Source organism: Pseudomonas sp. 18173 (assembly GCF_050432945.1).
Classification (GTDB): domain Bacteria; phylum Pseudomonadota; class Gammaproteobacteria; order Pseudomonadales; family Pseudomonadaceae; genus Aquipseudomonas.
In genome coordinates this window covers 232,337-249,980 of the sequence record NZ_JBKFTN010000003.1, presented here as the reverse complement: position 1 = coordinate 249,980, position 17,644 = coordinate 232,337, and the positions used below count along the sequence as shown (strand labels likewise).

At 61.4% G+C, this 17,644-nt stretch carries 13 protein-coding genes; 12 read left to right on the top strand and 1 reads right to left on the bottom strand.

All coding sequences use genetic code 11. The annotated features are described in order from the left end of the window. Positions 1 to 5 precede the first annotated feature (5 nt). A complete protein-coding gene (aceE, locus tag ACLD1X_RS05000; protein ID WP_429366385.1) occupies positions 6 to 2,651 on the bottom strand; it encodes a pyruvate dehydrogenase (acetyl-transferring), homodimeric type in 2,646 nt (881 codons plus the stop codon). Positions 2,652 to 3,034: 383 nt separating this feature from the next. On the opposite strand from aceE, the gene glnE reads away from it, so the two are divergent. From glnE to ACLD1X_RS04940, 12 genes are all read left to right on the top strand, one after another. Further along, entirely contained in the window at positions 3,035 to 5,974 is a 2,940-nt protein-coding gene (gene glnE / locus ACLD1X_RS04995; protein WP_429366384.1) for a bifunctional [glutamate--ammonia ligase]-adenylyl-L-tyrosine phosphorylase/[glutamate--ammonia-ligase] adenylyltransferase, read from the top strand. A gap of 206 nt (positions 5,975 to 6,180) precedes the next feature. Beyond that, positions 6,181 to 7,215 (top strand): lipopolysaccharide heptosyltransferase II, encoded by a 1,035-nt coding sequence (gene waaF, locus ACLD1X_RS04990; protein WP_429366383.1) that lies wholly within the window; start codon positions 6,181 to 6,183, stop codon positions 7,213 to 7,215. 1 nt (position 7,216) lies between these two features. Further along, entirely contained in the window at positions 7,217 to 8,278 is a 1,062-nt protein-coding gene (waaC, locus tag ACLD1X_RS04985) for a lipopolysaccharide heptosyltransferase I (protein WP_429366382.1), read from the top strand. After that, positions 8,278 to 9,399, top strand: coding sequence for a glycosyltransferase family 4 protein (locus tag ACLD1X_RS04980; protein ID WP_429366381.1), 1,122 nt, complete (start codon positions 8,278 to 8,280; stop codon positions 9,397 to 9,399). Before waaC ends, ACLD1X_RS04980 begins: the two co-directional genes overlap by 1 nt. Beyond that, positions 9,400 to 10,206 (top strand): lipopolysaccharide core heptose(I) kinase RfaP, encoded by an 807-nt coding sequence (rfaP, locus tag ACLD1X_RS04975; protein WP_429366380.1) that lies wholly within the window; start codon positions 9,400 to 9,402, stop codon positions 10,204 to 10,206. Then, positions 10,206 to 10,940, top strand: a complete 735-nt coding sequence (locus ACLD1X_RS04970; protein WP_429366379.1) for a lipopolysaccharide kinase InaA family protein — start codon at positions 10,206 to 10,208, stop codon at positions 10,938 to 10,940. The genes rfaP and ACLD1X_RS04970 overlap by 1 nt, the downstream gene beginning before the upstream one ends. Further along, positions 10,937 to 11,689 carry a lipopolysaccharide kinase InaA family protein gene (locus ACLD1X_RS04965; RefSeq protein ID WP_429366378.1) on the top strand — a complete coding sequence of 251 codons (753 nt, stop codon included), beginning with the start codon at positions 10,937 to 10,939 and terminating at the stop codon, positions 11,687 to 11,689. Before ACLD1X_RS04970 ends, ACLD1X_RS04965 begins: the two co-directional genes overlap by 4 nt. Further along, the gene (locus ACLD1X_RS04960) at positions 11,689 to 13,140 is read left to right on the top strand and encodes a lipopolysaccharide kinase InaA family protein (RefSeq protein ID WP_429366377.1); all 1,452 of its coding nucleotides are present in this window, start codon (positions 11,689 to 11,691) and stop codon (positions 13,138 to 13,140) included. Before ACLD1X_RS04965 ends, ACLD1X_RS04960 begins: the two co-directional genes overlap by 1 nt. A gap of 235 nt (positions 13,141 to 13,375) precedes the next feature. Next, the gene (locus ACLD1X_RS04955; RefSeq protein WP_429366376.1) at positions 13,376 to 13,711 is read left to right on the top strand and encodes a YceK/YidQ family lipoprotein; all 336 of its coding nucleotides are present in this window, start codon (positions 13,376 to 13,378) and stop codon (positions 13,709 to 13,711) included. Between the two features lie 165 nt (positions 13,712 to 13,876). Further along, a complete protein-coding gene (locus tag ACLD1X_RS04950; RefSeq protein ID WP_429366375.1) occupies positions 13,877 to 15,634 on the top strand; it encodes a carbamoyltransferase family protein in 1,758 nt (585 codons plus the stop codon). Beyond that, positions 15,618 to 16,748, top strand: coding sequence for a glycosyltransferase (locus ACLD1X_RS04945; RefSeq protein ID WP_429366374.1), 1,131 nt, complete (start codon positions 15,618 to 15,620; stop codon positions 16,746 to 16,748). Before ACLD1X_RS04950 ends, ACLD1X_RS04945 begins: the two co-directional genes overlap by 17 nt. Beyond that, positions 16,748 to 17,644: an antimicrobial resistance protein Mig-14 gene (locus ACLD1X_RS04940; protein WP_429366373.1), complete on the top strand. Its 897-nt coding sequence runs from the start codon at positions 16,748 to 16,750 to the stop codon at positions 17,642 to 17,644. The genes ACLD1X_RS04945 and ACLD1X_RS04940 overlap by 1 nt, the downstream gene beginning before the upstream one ends.

The following is a 17,644-nucleotide window of genomic DNA, read 5'->3' as shown; positions in this document are numbered from 1 at the left end:
TCTCCTCAGCAGTCCAGTGGGTTGCGTTTTTCCGGGTTGATACCGAACTTGACGATGGCCTCGGCCACCACCTTGGGTTCGATGTCACCACGGTCAGCCAGTGCTTCCAGGGCTGCCAACACCACGAAATGACGGTCAACTTCGAAGAAATGACGCAGTTTCTTGCGGCTGTCGCTGCGGCCGAAACCATCGGTGCCCAGGACTTTGAATTCCTTGGACGGTACCCACTGACGGATCTGCTCGGCGAACAGTTTCATGTAGTCGGTAGACGCGATGACCGGACCCTTGCGGCCGTTCAGGCACTCTTCGACGTAGCTCAGCTTGGGCTTCTGGCCCGGGTGCAGACGGTTGCTGCGCTCAACGGCCAGGCCGTCGCGACGCAGTTCGTTGAAGCTGGTAACGCTCCACACGTCGGCGCCGACGTTGAACTCTTCGCGCAGGATCTTCGCTGCTTCACGGACTTCACGCAGGATGGTGCCGGAGCCCATCAGCTGGACGTGGTGCGCCGCTTCGCGGGTGTCTTCTTCGAGCAGGTACATGCCTTTCTTGATGCCTTCTTCGGCACCGGCCGGCATGGCTGGCTGCTGGTACGACTCGTTCATCACAGTGATGTAGTAGAAGACGTCCTGTTGCTCTTCGGTCATCTTCTTCATGCCGTCCTGAATGATCACCGCCAGCTCGTAGCCGTAGGTTGGATCGTAGGTGCGGCAGTTCGGGATGGTGGCAGCCAGCAGGTGGCTGTGACCGTCTTCGTGTTGCAGGCCTTCACCGTTCAGGGTGGTACGGCCGGCGGTGCCGCCGATCAGGAAACCACGGGTGCGGCTGTCGCCAGCGGCCCAGGCCAGGTCGCCGATCCGCTGGAAGCCGAACATCGAGTAGAAGATGTAGAACGGCAGCATCGGCTGGTTGTGGCTGGAGTACGAAGTACCGGCAGCGATGAAGGAGCTCATGGCGCCCGCTTCGTTGATGCCTTCTTCGAGGATCTGGCCCTTCTGGTCTTCCTTGTAGAACATCACCTGGTCTTTATCGACTGGCTCGTAGAGCTGGCCGACGGAGGAGTAGATGCCCAGTTGACGGAACATGCCTTCCATACCGAAGGTACGGGCTTCGTCCGGGATGATCGGCACGATGCGCGGGCCGATTTCCTTGTCCTTGACCAGTTGCGCGAGGATCCGCACGAAAGCCATGGTGGTGGAGATTTCACGGTCGCCCGAGCCGTCGAGGATCGCCTTGAGGGTGTCCAGCGGTGGCGTCGGAATGTTGAAACTGTGTGCGCGACGCTGTGGCACGAAACCGCCCAGTGCATTGCGGCGCTCGGCCAGGTAACGGGCTTCGGCGCTGCCTGCTTCCGGTTTGAAGAACGGCAGGTTTTCCAGTTCTTCGTCCTTGACCGGGATGTCGAAACGATCGCGGAACAACTTCAGGCTGTCGACGTCGACTTTCTTGGTGTTGTGCGCAGTGTTTTTCGCTTCGCCGGCACCGGTGCCATAACCCTTGATGGTCTTGGCCAGGATGACGGTCGGTTGTTCTTTGTGGTTGACCGCTTCGTGGTACGCCGCGTAGACCTTGTACGGGTCGTGGCCGCCACGGTTGAGCTTCCAGATCTCGTCGTCGGACAGGTCGGCAACCATCGCCTTGAGTTCAGGCGTGTTGAAGAAGTGTTCACGGACGAACGCGCCGTCTTTGGCTTTGTAGTTCTGGTACTCGCCGTCGATGACTTCGTCCATGCGGCGTTGCAGGATGCCGTCGACGTCCTTGGCCAGCAGTGGGTCCCAGAAACGGCCCCAGATGACTTTGGTCACGTTCCACTGAGCACCGCGGAACACGCCTTCGAGTTCCTGGATGATCTTGCCGTTGCCGCGAACCGGGCCGTCGAGGCGCTGCAGGTTGCAGTTGATGACGAAGATCAGGTTGTCCAGCTTCTCGCGGCCGGCCAGGGAGATCGCGCCCAGGGATTCCGGCTCGTCGCACTCGCCGTCGCCCAGGAAGCACCAGACTTTCTGTTTGCCTGGCTGGATGAAGCCACGGTGTTCCAGGTACTTCATGAAGCGAGCCTGGTAGATCGCCTGGATCGGGCCCAGACCCATGGATACGGTCGGGAACTGCCAGAAGTCAGGCATCAGCCAAGGGTGCGGGTAGGACGACAGGCCCTGACCGTCGACTTCCTGGCGGAAGTTGTTCATCTGGTCTTCGGTGATGCGGCCTTCCATGAATGCGCGGGCGTAAACGCCTGGCGAGGTGTGGCCCTGGAAGTAGATCAGGTCGCCGCCGTGTTCGTCGGTCGGGGCCTGGAAGAAGTAGTTGAAGCCGATGTCATACAGGGTCGCACTGGAAGCGAAGCTGGAGATGTGACCACCCAGGTCAGAATCTTTCAGGTTCGTACGCATTACCATGGCCATCGCGTTCCAGCGTACCAGCGAGCGAATGCGGCGTTCCATGAACAGGTCGCCAGGCATGCGTGCTTCGTGGGTAACGGGGATCGTGTTGCGGTAAGGCGTGGTGATGGCGTAAGGCAACTGCGAACCGCTGCGGGTCGCGAGCTCGCCCATACGGGTCATCAGATAGTGAGCACGGTCTTCGCCTTCTTTGTCGAGAACCGATTCCAGGGCGTCCAGCCATTCCTGGGTTTCGACGGGATCGAGGTCTTGCATGGCTTGCTCCAGGGCGGAAAGGCTACCAGAATCGGTTGCCTGAGTTAGCGACTGGCCTTGTGGGCAGACGTTATGAATTCTTGGATTGCCGACAGGTTGTTCCGGCGGCGTGTAGTTTTACTACAAATCTTCCGGCATTTCAGCCCGTCTAATGTATATACGAGTAGTAAAACTACAGATGAGCGGCTTGTGGCCCCCGGCTGCGTTGTGAGAATAATCGTTAAGGTTGGTCTTTTTCCAACTACAAAAGGTAAAAGCTTGATGCTGGCTGCCAAAATAAAAGAATTTTCAGCTATTTCTAACTTTTGTTCGACAGTCCCTCAGGTAGTGGGTTTTCGAAAACCACTACATGCAGTCCGTTGCACGCCGATCAAGGATAGACCATGAGCCTCCCTTCGTTTGCTGAACTGCCCGCCATTCTCCTGCCGTTTGTCTCCCGCGCCGAGCAGTCTTTGCGGGCTGCCGTCGCCGCCCTGGACGATGATCACGGGCTGTCTGCCTGGACGCCAGAGCGCTGGGCGCAATTTGCCCGCGTCACCGCCGCCAGCGATTTCGTGATAGAACAGTGTGTTCGTGACCCTTTGATGTTGCTGGGGCTGGTGCAGTCCGGCGAACTGGACCGCAGTTTCGCTCCCGGTGAGTTGTGCGCGCAGATTGCCGCCGCCGTGAGTGTGGCCGAGAGCGAAGATCAGCTTGGCCGCGCCTTGCGTCGTCAGCGTGCACGCCACCAGGTGCGGATCATCTGGCGCGACCTGACCCGACAGGCCGATCTGATCCAGACCTGTCGTGACCTCTCGGACATGGCCGATGCCAGCATCGATCAGGCCTATCAATGGTTGTACGTGCGCCATTGCCAGCAGTTCGGCGTGCCGACCGGCCGGCGCAGCGGCGAGCCGCAGCAGATGGTCATTCTCGGCATGGGCAAGCTCGGTGCGGTGGAGCTGAACCTGTCCTCGGACATCGACCTGATTTTCGCCTACCCCGAGGGCGGCGAAACCGTCGGCGTGAAGCGCCCGCTGGATAACCAGGAATTCTTCATCCGTCTGGGCCAGCGGCTGATTAAGGCCCTGGATCCGATGACCGTCGACGGCTTTGTGTTCCGCGTCGACATGCGCTTGCGTCCCTACGGTTCGTCAGGCGCACTGGTGCTGAGCTTCAATGCGCTGGAGCAGTATTACCAGGATCAGGGACGCGACTGGGAGCGCTACGCCATGATCAAGTCGCGGGTGGTGGCTGGCGACCAGGTGGCCGGGGCGCAACTGCAAGACATGCTGCGGCCATTCGTTTACCGGCGTTACCTGGACTTTTCCGCCATCGAAGCGCTGCGCACCATGAAGCAGCTGATCCAGCAGGAAGTGCGGCGCAAGGGCATGGCTGACAATATAAAGCTGGGTTCCGGCGGTATTCGTGAAGTCGAGTTCATTGCCCAGGCGTTCCAGTTGATTCACGGCGGCCGTGATTTGAGCTTGCAGCAGCGCCCACTGTTAAAGGTGCTCGGCACACTGGAAGGCCAGGGTTACCTGCCGCCTGCCGTGGTCAGCGAGCTGCGTGAAGGTTATGAATTCCTGCGTTACACCGAACACGCGATTCAGGCGATTGCCGATCGCCAGACGCAAATGTTGCCCGATGGCGAGCAGGATCAGGCGCGTATTGCCTTTATGCTGGGTTTCGCCAACTGGACGGCTTTCCACGAACAACTGATGTATTGGCGCGGCCGCGTGGCCTGGCACTTCGGGCAGGTGATCGCCGATCCTGACGAAGATCAGGGCGCCGAAAGCGAAGTGGTGGTCGGCGGTGAATGGTTGCCGCTGTGGGAAGAGGCTCAGGACGACGAGGCCGCTTGCCGCCAGCTGGAGGAGGGCGGTTTCAAGGATGCCCCCAAGGCCTTGAAAGCCCTGGCCGGCTTGCGTAGCAGCCCGCAATTGAGGGCGATGCAGCGTCTGGGGCGCGAACGTCTCGATGCTTTTATTCCGCGTTTGCTGGCGCAGGCAGTGGAACACGACAATCCGGACCTGGTACTGGAACGGGTACTGCCGCTGGTTGAAGCCGTGGCCCGTCGTTCCGCGTACCTGGTGCTGCTGACCGAAAACCCCGGCGCACTGCGGCGTTTGCTGACGCTGTGTGCGGCGAGCCCGTGGATCGCCGAGCAAATCACCCGCTTCCCGTTGCTGCTCGACGAATTGCTCAACGAAGGCCGGCTGTTCAAGCCGCCACTGGCCCCAGAGCTGGCGGCCGAGTTGCGCGAGCGCCTGACACGGATTCCCGAGGACGACCTCGAGCAGCAGATGGAAGCCCTGCGCCACTTCAAGCTGGCGCACCGCTTGCGGGTGGCCGCTTCGGAAATCGCCGGCAGCCTGCCACTGATGAAAGTCAGCGATTACCTGACCTGGCTCGCCGAAGCGATCCTGGAGCAAGTACTGGCACTGGCCTGGCGCCAGACCGTGGCCAAGTACGGCACCCCGCTGCGCACCGATGGCACCTTGTGCGATCCGGGCTTCATCATTGTCGGTTATGGGAAAGTCGGCGGCCTGGAGCTCGGGCACGGTTCGGACCTGGATCTGGTGTTCATCCACGATGGCGATCCGCAGGCCGAAACCGATGGGCCCAAACCCATCGATGGCGCGCAATTTTTCACCCGTCTGGGGCAGCGGATCATTCACTTGCTGACGGCGCAGACCAACTCCGGGCAGCTGTATGAAGTGGACATGCGTCTGCGGCCGTCCGGTGCGTCGGGGTTGCTGGTGAGTTCCCTGGGCGCGTTTGCCCGTTATCAGGAAAACGAAGCCTGGACCTGGGAGCACCAGGCGCTGGTGCGGGCGCGAGTGCTGGTGGGCAGCCAGGATGTCGGCCAGGCATTCGAGAAAGTCCGTGCCTCGATACTGGGCAAAACACGCGATTTACCGACCCTGCGCCAGGAGGTCAGCGAGATGCGCGCCAAGATGCGCGATAACCTCGGCAGCAAGAGCACGGCGGCCGGCACCGGGGCAAATGCCTTCGACGCGACGGCGCCGTTCGATATCAAGCAGGACGCCGGAGGTATCGTCGATATTGAATTTATGGTGCAATACGCGGCCCTGGCGTGGTCCGAAACACACCCGCCATTGCTGCGCTGGACGGATAATATCCGCATTCTGGAAGAGCTGGAGCATGAAGGGTTGATGCCCGCCGAAGATGCCGGCCTGTTACGTGAAGTGTATAAAGCGTACCGTTCCGCCGCCCACCGGCAGGCTCTGCAGAAGAACCCGGGGGTGATACCGGCTGACCAGTTCGTGGACGAACGGCAGCAGGTCATGCGGATCTGGTGTGAGTTGGGTCTAGGCTGAAACGGGATATTTGATACGCCAATATTCCCTGTAGGAGCGAGCCTGCTCGCGATGGTCGTTAACGATAACGCGGTGAGCCTGACACCCCGCGGAGTTTTCAGGCTCATCGCGAGCAAGCTCGCTCCTACAGTAGTAGATTTGCGTTGTTCTGTAGAATTTTCGAGGCGGGGAGGCGTAGGCCTCCCCGGTTCGTTTATGGAAACCACATGAAAATTCTGATCGTTGGGCCCAGTTGGGTCGGTGACATGGTGATGGCGCAGACACTTTTCCAGTGCCTGAGACAGCGCCACCCTCAATGCGAAATCGACGTGCTGGCCCCCGAGTGGAGCCGGCCGATTCTTGAGCGCATGCCCGAAGTTCGCCAGGCCTTGAGCTTTCCGCTCGGTCACGGCGTCCTGGAGCTGGCGACGCGTCGGCGTATCGGCAAATCCCTGGCCGGACAGTACGACCAGGCGATCCTGTTGCCCAACTCCCTGAAATCGGCGCTGGTGCCGTTCTTTGCCGGCATCCCGAAACGCACGGGCTGGCGCGGTGAGTTGCGCTACGGTTTGCTCAATGACGTGCGCACGCTGGATAAAGATCGTTATCCGCTGATGATCGAGCGTTTCATGGCCCTGGCTTACGAGCCGGGCGTCGAGCTGCCAAAACCCTATCCACGCCCGGCGCTGCAGATCGACCCGGTCACCCGCGAGGCGGCTCTGGCCAAGTTCGGTCTGACCCTCGACCGTCCGGTGCTGGCCCTGTGCCCCGGTGCCGAGTTCGGCGAGTCCAAGCGCTGGCCATCCGAGCATTACGCCAGGGTCGCCGAAGCGAAGATCCGCGAAGGCTGGCAAGTCTGGCTGTTCGGTTCGAAAAACGATCACGCCGTGGGCGAAGACATCCGCGCGCGGCTGATTCCCGGCCTGCGGGAAGAATCGGTCAACCTCAGCGGCGGCACCTCGCTGGCCGAAGCCATCGACCTGCTGTCCTGTGCCGATGCAGTGGTGTCCAACGACTCCGGCCTGATGCACGTTGCCGCCGCGCTGAACCGCCCGCTGGTGGCAGTCTACGGCTCGACGTCGCCGGGCTTCACGCCGCCGCTGGCCGAGCACGTCGAGATCGTGCGCCTGGGCATTGAATGCAGCCCATGCTTTGATCGCACATGCCGGTTCGGCCATTACAACTGCCTGCGCCAGCTCATGCCGCAAGCGGTGAACGAAGCCTTGCAGCGTTTGCAGGGCACTGTGGTCGAGGTCAAATAGCTTGCGGGTTCTGTTGATCAAGACTTCTTCGCTGGGCGACGTCATTCACGCGCTGCCGGCGTTGACTGACGCGGCGCGGGCGATTCCCGGCATCAAATTCGACTGGGTGGTGGAAGAAGGCTTTGCCGAGATCCCGACCTGGCACCCGGCAGTGGGCAAGGTGATTCCGGTGGCGATCCGTCGCTGGCGCAAAAACATCTGGCAGACCATCAAGAGCGGCGAGTGGAAACGCTTCAAGCAAAGCGTTCGCGCCACCAAATATGACCTGGTGATCGACGCCCAGGGCTTGCTGAAAAGCGCCTGGCTGACCCGTTACGTCAAGGCGCCGGTGGCCGGTCTCGATAAAAGTTCGGCACGTGAGCCCATCGCTTCGCGCTTTTACGATCGACGCCTTGCCGTTGCTCGCGGGCAGCACGCGGTGGAGCGAGTGCGCCAGTTGTTCGCCATCGCGTTGGGCTATGACTTGCCCAAGGGGCTGGGCGACTACGGGCTGAATGTCGAGCGCCTGGTGGAGTTGCCGCGCAAGAACCCTTACGTGGTATTTCTGCATGGCACCACCTGGGACACCAAGCACTGGCCCGAAGCCTATTGGCGCGAGCTGACCGAACGGGTCGGCTACCTTGGCGTCGGGGTGAAGCTGCCTTGGGGCAATGCCCTGGAGAAAGCCCGGGCCGAGCGTATCGCTGCGGGTTTCAAGCATGCCGAAGTGTTGCCTAAATTGAACCTGGCGGGTGTCGGCAAGGTGTTGGCCGGCGCGCAAGCCTGCGTGGCGGTGGACACCGGCCTCGGCCATCTGGCCGCTGCGCTGGATGTACCGACGCTGTCGCTGTTCGGCCCGACCAATCCGGGCCTGACCGGCGCCTACGGCAAAGTACAGATTCACATGGCCAGCGACTTCCCGTGTGCGCCATGCCTGCAAAAAAAATGCACCTATCAACCGACGGCCGACGATGGCCGTCAATTTGACCTGAAGCGCGAGTGGCCGTTGTGCTTCACGCGTCTGAACCCCGAGCGTGTCGCCAGCCGACTGAGCACGTTGTTAATGGCTGAGGAGCTGCGCTGATGCAATTGGCATTTGTCTTGTACAAATATTTTCCGTTTGGCGGCTTGCAGCGCGATTTCATGCGCATCGCCCTGGAGTGCCAGAAGCGCGGCCATCAGATTCGCGTCTACACGCTGATCTGGGAAGGCGACGTGCCGCCGGGTTTCGAAGTGCTGGTGGCGCCGGTCAAGGCGTTCTTCAACCATCGACGCAACGAAAAGCTCAGTGCGTGGATGGAGGCGGACCTGGCCAGGCGCCCGGTCGACCGCCTGATCGGCTTCAACAAGATGCCGGGCCTGGACGTCTACTACGCCGCCGACGGCTGCTTCGAAGACAAGGCGCAGAACCTGCGCAATTCGCTGTATCGCCGCTGGGGCCGCTATCGCCACTTCGCCGAATACGAGCGGGCGGTGTTCGCCAGGGACGCCAAGACCGAAGTGTTGATGATTTCCGAGGTCCAGCAGCCACTGTTCATCAAGCATTACGATACGCCGCTGGAGCGTTTCCACCTGCTGCCACCGGGTATCGCCCAGGACCGTCGCCGGCCGGCGGATGCCGATGACATTCGTGCAGGGTTCCGCGCGGAGTTCAATCTCAAGGACGACGAGCTGCTGCTGGTGCAGATCGGCTCCGGGTTCAAGACCAAGGGTGTGGATCGCAGCCTCAAGGCGCTGGCGGCATTGCCTGCCGAATTGAGGAAGCGCACCCGGCTGTTTGTAATTGGCCAGGATGACCCCAAATTATTCCAGATGCAGAGTGCGACATTGGGGCTGGGCGACAACGTCACGTTCCTCAAGGGGCGCAGTGATATCCCGCGTTTCCTGTTGGGTGCCGATCTGTTGATCCATCCGGCGTACAACGAAAATACCGGCACCGTGCTGCTCGAAGCGCTGGTGGCCGGCTTGCCGGTGCTGGTGAGCGCGGTGTGCGGCTACGCCCATTACATCGCCGAGGCCGATGCCGGCCTGGTGCTGGACGAACCGTTCGATCAGGCACAGCTGACGCAGTACCTGACCGGCATGTTGAACGACGCTCAAGCAAGGGCGGCCTGGAGCCGCAATGGTCTGGCCTACGCCGAGACGGCCGACCTCTACAGCATGCCGCAGCACGCGGCCGATGTGATTCTGGCGGAGCACGCTTAAATGAAGTTGATGCTGGCTGAACCGTTCAAGAGCCTCTGGGCCGGGCGCGACCCGTTCGCCGAAGTCGAGGGGCTCAAGGGCGAGGTGTACCGCGAGCTGGAAGCACGCCGGACGTTGCGCACGGAAGTCGACGGCAACGGGTTTTTCGTGAAAATCCATCGTGGCATCGGCTGGGGCGAAATCTTCAAGAACCTGCTCACTGCCAAGCTTCCCGTACTGGGTGCCGGCCAGGAGTGGCAGGCCATTCAGCGCCTGCAGGAAGCCGGCGTGCCGACCATGACTGCTGTCGCATATGGCGAGAAGGGCCGCAACCCGGCCGACCAGCACTCGTTCATCGTCACCGAAGAGCTGGCGCCCACGGTCAGTCTCGAAGATTTCAGCATTCACTGGATCAAGCAGCCGCCCGAGCCAAGGCTCAAGCGCGCGCTGATCGCCGAAGTGGCGCGCATGACCGGCATGATGCACCGCGCCGGGGTCAACCACCGCGACTGCTACATCTGCCATTTCCTGCTGCATACCGACAAACCGGTGACCGCAGACGACTTCAAGCTCTCGGTGATCGACCTGCACCGCGCCCAGACCCGCCCGGCGATCACTTCGCGCTGGCGCAACAAGGATCTGGCGGCGCTGTACTTTTCCGCGCTGGACATCGGCCTGACCCGCCGCGACAAGCTGCGTTTCCTCAAAGGTTATTTCCAGCAGCCGCTACGTCAGATCCTGAGTGAAGAGGCCGCTTTGCTGGCGTGGCTCGACGGCAAGGCCAACAAGCTCTACGAGCGTAAACAGCGATACGGGGATGCGCTCTGATGCCTGGCTGGAGACTTGAGCCGGCCTACAGCGACCTGGCCGATGACTTTGGCAGCCTCGAGGCTGTGTTTGCGTTGCAGGGCGAGCAAATCACCAGTGACCTGCTCTCGGAGGTCATCCGTGTCCAGCGCAATGGCGTCAACTATTACGTCAAGCGCTACGTGGGCGCCGGCAGAGGCTTGCGGCGTTACCTGGGCAAGCCTCGGGTGAAGATGGAATGGCAGAACCTCAAGCGCTTTGCCAAGTGGGGTATCCCCACTGCCGACGTGGTGGCCTGGGGTCTGGAGCGGCGGGGCGTGGCCTACGCTCGCGGCGCGATGATTACCCGGGAACTGCCGCGTACCGAAGACTTGTCGGCACTGGCGGAGCGACGCGATCCGAAACTATTGGATCGCGCGTGGGTCGATACTGTCAGTCGTCAGTTGGCGCAGCACACCCGAACCATGCACGACCACCGTTTCACCCATAACGATTTGAAGTGGCGCAACCTGCTGATCGACGATGAGGCCCGACTGTTTTTGATCGATTGCCCCAACGGTGATTTCTGGCGCGGTTTCTGGCTCAAGTACCGCATCACCAAGGATCTGGCGTGCCTGGACAAGGTCGCCAAGTACCAACTGTCGGCGACCCAGCGGCTGCGTTTTTACCTGCAATACCGTAACCGGACCCGGCTCAGCGCTGCGGACAAGAAACGCATCCGGCACGTGTTGAGATTTTTCGAGGGACGCGAATGACTGATTTTCTGGCTGCTGAAGACCGTGCGCTGCTTGAGCGCCATGGTCTCGGCACGTTCGACGCACTCTGGGCCAGGCAGCTCGATGCGGTGGACGAACCCAACACCGATCGCGGCGGCTGGAGCAGCGTGTTTCGGCTGGATCTGGAAGGTCATGGCTTCTACCTCAAGCGTCAAAGCAACTACCTGACCCGTACATTGCGCGCTCCCTTCGGCGAGCCGAGTTTCGCTCGCGAGTTTCGCAACATCTCCCGTTACCGGACGATGGGAGTCCCGGCGCTGGAAGCGGTGTTCTACGGTAAGCGCAAGGTTGATGGTGAAGTGCGCGCAATCCTGCTGACCCGCGCCCTGGACGGTTGGGACGACCTTGAATCGCTGCTGGAACGATGGGATGAATTGAGTCCTGAGCAGCACTCGGCAATCCTCAAGGCCAGTGGCGAACTGGCCAGGCAACTGCACGCTGCACGCCAGGTGCACGGGTGCTTCTATCCCAAGCATATTTTCATGCGCGCCACCGGCAACGGCTTTCGGGCGCAATTGATCGATCTGGAAAAAACCCGACCGCTGCTGTACGGGCGGCGTGACCGGATCAAGGACCTGGAGCCACTGGCGCGTCGCGCGCCCGAGTGGGGCGAGTCGCAACTGCGGCAATTACTGGCCGCCTATCTGGATCAATCGCAGGACAGCTCGCTGGTCAACAGCTGGCTGCAGCGTTTGACCGTGCGACGCAGTCAAAAGAGGCCGCGCTGATGCGTTTGTCAGAATTGAAGGCCGCTGGCCGCAACCCTGTATTGCCGCTAAGCGTATCGCTGGCCGACGCCGCCGGTCCCGCCGAACTGCAGCTGTTGAGTCTGTTGCGGGTCTTGCCGGGGCAGCGTTATGTCGGTGCCGGCGTCTGGCGTGGCCGGCCGGTGTTGGCCAAATTGCTGGTCGGCAGCAAGGCCGCACGGCATTTTCAGCGTGAACTGGACGGCGTGCGCCTGCTCTCTGCCCAGGGGTTGACCACGCCGCAGCTATTGGCCGACGGCCTGAAGGATGGCGAGGGTGGCTGGCTGCTGTTTGATTTCCTTGAGCAAGCCGAAAGCCTGGGCGACACCTGGAAGCAGGTTGAGCAGCAACCCGTGCTGTCCGATGGGCAAGGGGCAGTGCTGGCGGAAGCGTTGGGTGCGATCGGCCAGATGCATCGCAAGGGCCTGTGGCAGGAAGACCTGCACCTGGACAATTTGTTGCGCCAGGGCGGTCGCCTGTACCTGATCGATGGCGCGGGTATCTGTTGCGAGACGCCTGGCCAGCCGTTGTCGCGGCAGAAAGTCCTGGAAAACCTCGGGGTGTTCTTCGCCCAGCTGCCGAAGTCGATCGAGCCTTTCATTGAAGAGCTGCTGGTGTATTACCTGCTCAGCAACGGCGAACACGCCTTGCCCATGGAAGCGTTGCAGAAGCAGATCGACAAGGTCCGCAGCTGGCGCCTCAAGGACTTCCTGATCAAGGCCGGCCGCGAGTGCACGCTGTTCAGCGTCCAGCGCGGGGCCTTCGGGTTGCGGGCGATTCGCCGCGAGGAAACGTCGTCGATGCTGCCGGTGCTGGAGCAGGCCGATGCCTTGCTCGACCAGGGGCATCTGTACAAGACAGGCGGTGCGGCGAGCGTCGGCAAGGTCGAGGTGGATGGCCGTACGCTGGTGATCAAGCGCTACAACATCAAGGGGGTTGCCCACTGGCTCAAGCGCTTCTGGCGCCCGAGCCGGGCCTGGCATTCATGGCGCGAAGGCAATCGCCTGGCGTTCCTCGGGATTGCCACGCCCAAGCCGCTGGCATTGCTGGAAAAGCGTTTCCTGTGGTTGCGCAGCCGGGCTTACCTGATCACCGAGTATCTGCCGGGGCCGGACATCATCGAGCGTTTTGCGCCTTATGTGGAGCGGGGCGATGCACCGGAAGCGGAGCTGGCGGCGCTGGACCATCTGTTTGCCGAATTGATTCGCGAGCGCATCAGCCATGGCGACTTCAAGGGGCACAACCTGTTCTGGCAGCAGGACCGCTGGGCGTTGATCGATCTGGACGCGATGCGTCAGCATGGCTCGGTGGGCAGCTTCGCCCCGGCCTATGCCCGGGATCGGGCGCGGTTCATGCGCAACTGGCCGGAAAGCAGCGCGCTTTATCAGGTCATCGATCAGCGACTACCCAAAGACATCTCCAGCGCTGACTGAATCAGGACCTTCGGTCCTATCGCGGGCAAGTCGGATCGCCGCACCTCCGCTCCCACAGTAGTTCCGACCGTTCAGAAATCCCTGTGGGAGCGGGCTTGCCCGCGATGAGGCCTGAACTGCCAACCGAGAAAGCAGACAAGTTCCTGTGAACCGTCCTACGCGATCTTGGGAAGCCATGAACTGTGGCCCAAATCGCCCCGATGCTAGTTTGCCTGACGTTCTCGGAGGGCAAGCTGTGACGATCAGAATGGCAGTTTCATCGGGTGTTTTATCCGTGTCGTTAATGGGCTGCGGCACCGCCGCCACCGTCCTGCAGGATGAAGCCGAAGCCGCTCAGGGGCTGCGCAGGCAAAAGACCTATTGCCAGTCCATTCCCCGGGTCTACAGCGGCCTGGCGTACGACTTCTGTGTATTGAATGCACCGCCAGACCCTACGGGTATTCTTGTGCCGTTCGTTTTGGTGGACCTGGCCGTGTCTGGCGCGCTGGACACCGTTGTCCTGCCGTACACGATTTACCGGCAATGCGTGGGCGGCAATATCCTGGTCTACTGGCGACCTGCGCGCGGTTGAAAATGCCGCGAGGTGCCCGCCCTGGTTGCTTGCCACTTGCGGCTAGAGGCTTGCCGCTGCTTTTACGCTATAATCCCGCCCTTTAGCTGTCTCTCGCCCATTGCGAGGGCACATTAATTTTTGAGGCGCTTGCGCCTGCATGCAGACTAAAGAGGCTAGACCCCTGTGGCATTGACGATTCTTGGCCTGTCCGGCGCCCTTAGCCATGATCCTTCCGCAGCCTTGTATATCGACGGCAAGCTGGTCGCGGCGGCTGAAGAGGAACGCTTCGTACGCGATAAACATGCAAAGAACCGCATGCCCTACGAATCGGCGAAGTTCTGCCTGGAACAGGCCGGCATCAAGCCGTCCGATGTCGACGTGGTAGCGATCCCGTTCGCCCCGATCAGCCTGTTCGGCAAGGCCCGCTGGCAGTACGCCAAGCGTTACTGGTACGCCCCGGACCGTGCACTCGACGCGATCCTGATGGGCAATCGTCGCTACAAACGCTATCGCAACAAGATCGTCTGGTGCCTGGAGCAACTGGGTTTTGACCCGAAGAAGATCAAGATCGAGCCGGTCGAGCACCACCTGGCCCACGCCTCCAGTGCTTATCACTGCTCCGGTTTCAAAGAGAAAACCGCGATCCTCGGTATCGACGGCAAGGGCGAGTACGCCACGACCTTCTTCGGTTATGGCGAAAACGGCAAGATCCACAAGATCAAGGAATTCTTCGATCCGGACTCCCTTGGCGGCCTGTACGGCGCGATCACCGAGTTCCTCGGTTTCGACATGCTCGACGGTGAGTTCAAGGTCATGGGCATGGCGCCGTACGGCGACGCCAGCAAATACGATTTCTCGCGCCTGGCTTCGTTCGAAAACGGCGAGCTGGTGATCAACACCGACTACGCCAACGTCATCGGCCTGCGCCGTTACAAAGAGAAGGGCAAGGGTTACTACTTCTCGCCGAAGCTGATCGAGTGGCTGGGTCCCAAGCGCGAAGGCGACATCGCCGACGAGCCTTACATCCACTACGCCGCGAGCATTCAGGCGCTGTTCGAAAAAATTGCGCTGCAGATGATCGACTACTACCTGGGCGACGTGCTCAAGCAAACCGGCAAGCTGGCCTATGCCGGTGGCTGTGCGTTGAACGTCAAGCTCAACCAGAAAATCATCGCTCGCGATGACGTCAAGGAGCTGTTCGTACAGCCGGCGTCCGGCGATGCCGGCACCGCGGTCGGCGCTGCGGCCTATGTGTCCCACGCCCGTGGCGTACCGGTCGAGAAGATGGAACACGTCTACCTCGGCCCGTCGTACAGCAACGAAGATGTGATCGCGGCCTGCGCCCGTCACGAGAACAAGCCAACGTGGCGCAAGCTCGACAACATGCCGGAGCAGATCGCCAAAATCATGGTCGATGGCAACCCGGTGGCCTGGTTCCAGGGCCGCATGGAGTTCGGTCCGCGTGCACTGGGCGGGCGCTCGATCATTGGTTGCCCGAGCGTGCCGGGCGTGGCCGACCGCATCAACCACCAGATCAAGTTCCGCGAGCGCTGGAGGCCTTTCTGCCCGTCGATGCTCGACACCGTGGCGCCGCAGATGATCAAGATCGATCACCCGGCTCCGTTCATGACCTTCACCTTCGAAGTGGCTGAAGAGTGGAAAACCCGCGTGCCGGAAGTCGTCCACGAAGACGGCACCTCCCGCGCCCAGGTGCTCAAGCGCGAATACAACCCGCGCTACTACGACATGATGAAAGCGCTGGAAGTGCTCACCGGCAACGGCGTGTCGCTCAACACTTCGCTCAACCGTCGCGGCGAGCCGATGATCTGCTCGCCGACCGATGCGTTGAATATGTTCTTCGGTTCGGATCTGCAGTATCTGATCATGGAAGACATCCTGGTGGTCAAAGAGGGCGCGAACGCCTATGACACGTTCGGCTGAACGCCATGTGCTGCAGTTCTGCCACGGCTATGACGGGCCGTTCCTGGACTGCGCGCGGCAGTACGCCAGCCTGTTCGCGGGGACCGGTTATCGGGTGACCACGGTGTTTCTCACCGGGGCCGCCGATGCCGAAGTCGCCGCGGGCTGCGCCTCCGACGAAGTGCTGTTCATGGAGTACAGCTCCAAGGCCATTCGCGGCCTGAAGCTGGGAGCCATCGGCGATCTGCGCAAGATCGCCGCGTCGCGCAACTTCAGTTTCTGCATCGCTCACCGCTTCAAGCCCATCTATATCGCCTTGCTCGGTACGTCGTTGCCGGTCATTGGCGTGCACCACGGGTTTGAAGACTACAAGCGCGGCAGCCGCAAACTGTTTGCGCATATTTTCCGCAAGCGTTTGAGTCTGCTCGGCGTGTCCGACGCGGTGCGCGACGACATGCGCAGCTGCCTGCCGAAGTGGCCGGCTTCGCGCATTCAGACCTTGTACAACCGCATCGACGTGGATGCCCTGCAAGCCACGCAGGTGTCGGCTCGCGAGGCCCGGGAAACCCTCGGGCTGGCGGCGGATGCCTGGATCGTCGGCAACGTCGGGCGGCTGCATCCGGATAAAGACCAGGCCACGTTGCTGCAGGGTTTCGCCGAGGCGTTGCCGAGGTTGCCGGCCAACAGCCAGCTGGTCATTCTCGGTAAAGGGCGTCTGGAGGAAAAGCTCAAGGCTCAGGCCCGTGAGCTTGGCATTGGTGACCGGGTGTTGTTCCTCGGTCAGGTGCCGGATGCGCGCAACTACTTCCGGGCCTTCGATGTGTTCGCCCTGAGTTCCGATCACGAACCGTTCGGCATGGTACTGCTGGAGGCCATGGCCGCCGGCGTACCCCTGCTGGCCACGGCCTGCGGCGGAGCTAAGGAAGTGGTCGAAGGCGTGGGCATCCTGTTCCCGTTGGGCGATGCCGGACATCTGGCCCAGGGGCTGCAACATCTGGCCGGCATGGATGACCAGCAACGTCGACAGTGTGCCGAACTGATGCTCGAGCGCTTGCGCGAACGCTTTTCCGACCGAGCGGTGCGCGATGCTTTCTGGCACTTGCCACACGTTACCGAACTGGCACAGAGGGGCTGATGCTCAACCGATTTCAAGGCTGGCGCGAGCGTGGCTGGGCGGTAGTCGACGCCTCGACTTACGCCGAAACCTGGCAGCGATATGGCGGCAGCGTCGCGACCCATCCCATGGTGGTCGAGCGTCTGGCGAACCTGGCCGACATTCCGGTGCGCTACCTGGCCTGGTTACAGGGTGGTGAGGTCAAGGCGGCGATCCCGACCTGGGGACGCGACCTGGCCTTGTCCAAGGACGTGCTCAAGCGTCGCGGCAAAAAAGGCCTGTTCGATCTGGGCAACGCCGAAATCATCCTGCCGGCCGCTGCCGATGCCACGGCGCCTTTGCGTCATCGCGCGCGCTATCTGTCGGCGCTGAACGAAGGCCGTTTCACCGGCATCAGGTTGCAAACCGAGCAACTGGCCATGGCCCGCACACCCGAAGAACTGTCGAAAAAGTTTCGCTATAACCAGCGCCGTGAATTGCGTTTGCTGGAAGAGGCTGGTGGTGTGGTGCGGCCGGTATCGGAGTTTTCCAGCGCGGAGCTGGCGGCGATTTATTGCGACCTGTTCCAGCGCCGCTGGGGCTTCCCGGCGACGGGTGCCGAACGCATGGCCGACGTCATCGAGTTGCTGCGTGAGTTGCTGATCGGATCGGTGATTTTCCTCAACGATGCGCCGATTGCGATTCAATTGGTGTACCGCGTCGAAACCCCGCAATGGATCAGTGTCGAGTACATCAACGGTGGGGTCGATCCGCAAACCCGTGAGTTCAGCCCCGGCAGCGTGCTGAGTTTTCTCAATACGCAGAGCGCCTGGGAGCATGCGCGGGCACAAGACAAGCCATTGCGCTTTTCTTTCGGTCGCGCCGACCGTGAATACAAGGATCGCTGGTGCAACCCTGTGCCGGTCTTCACCGTATGA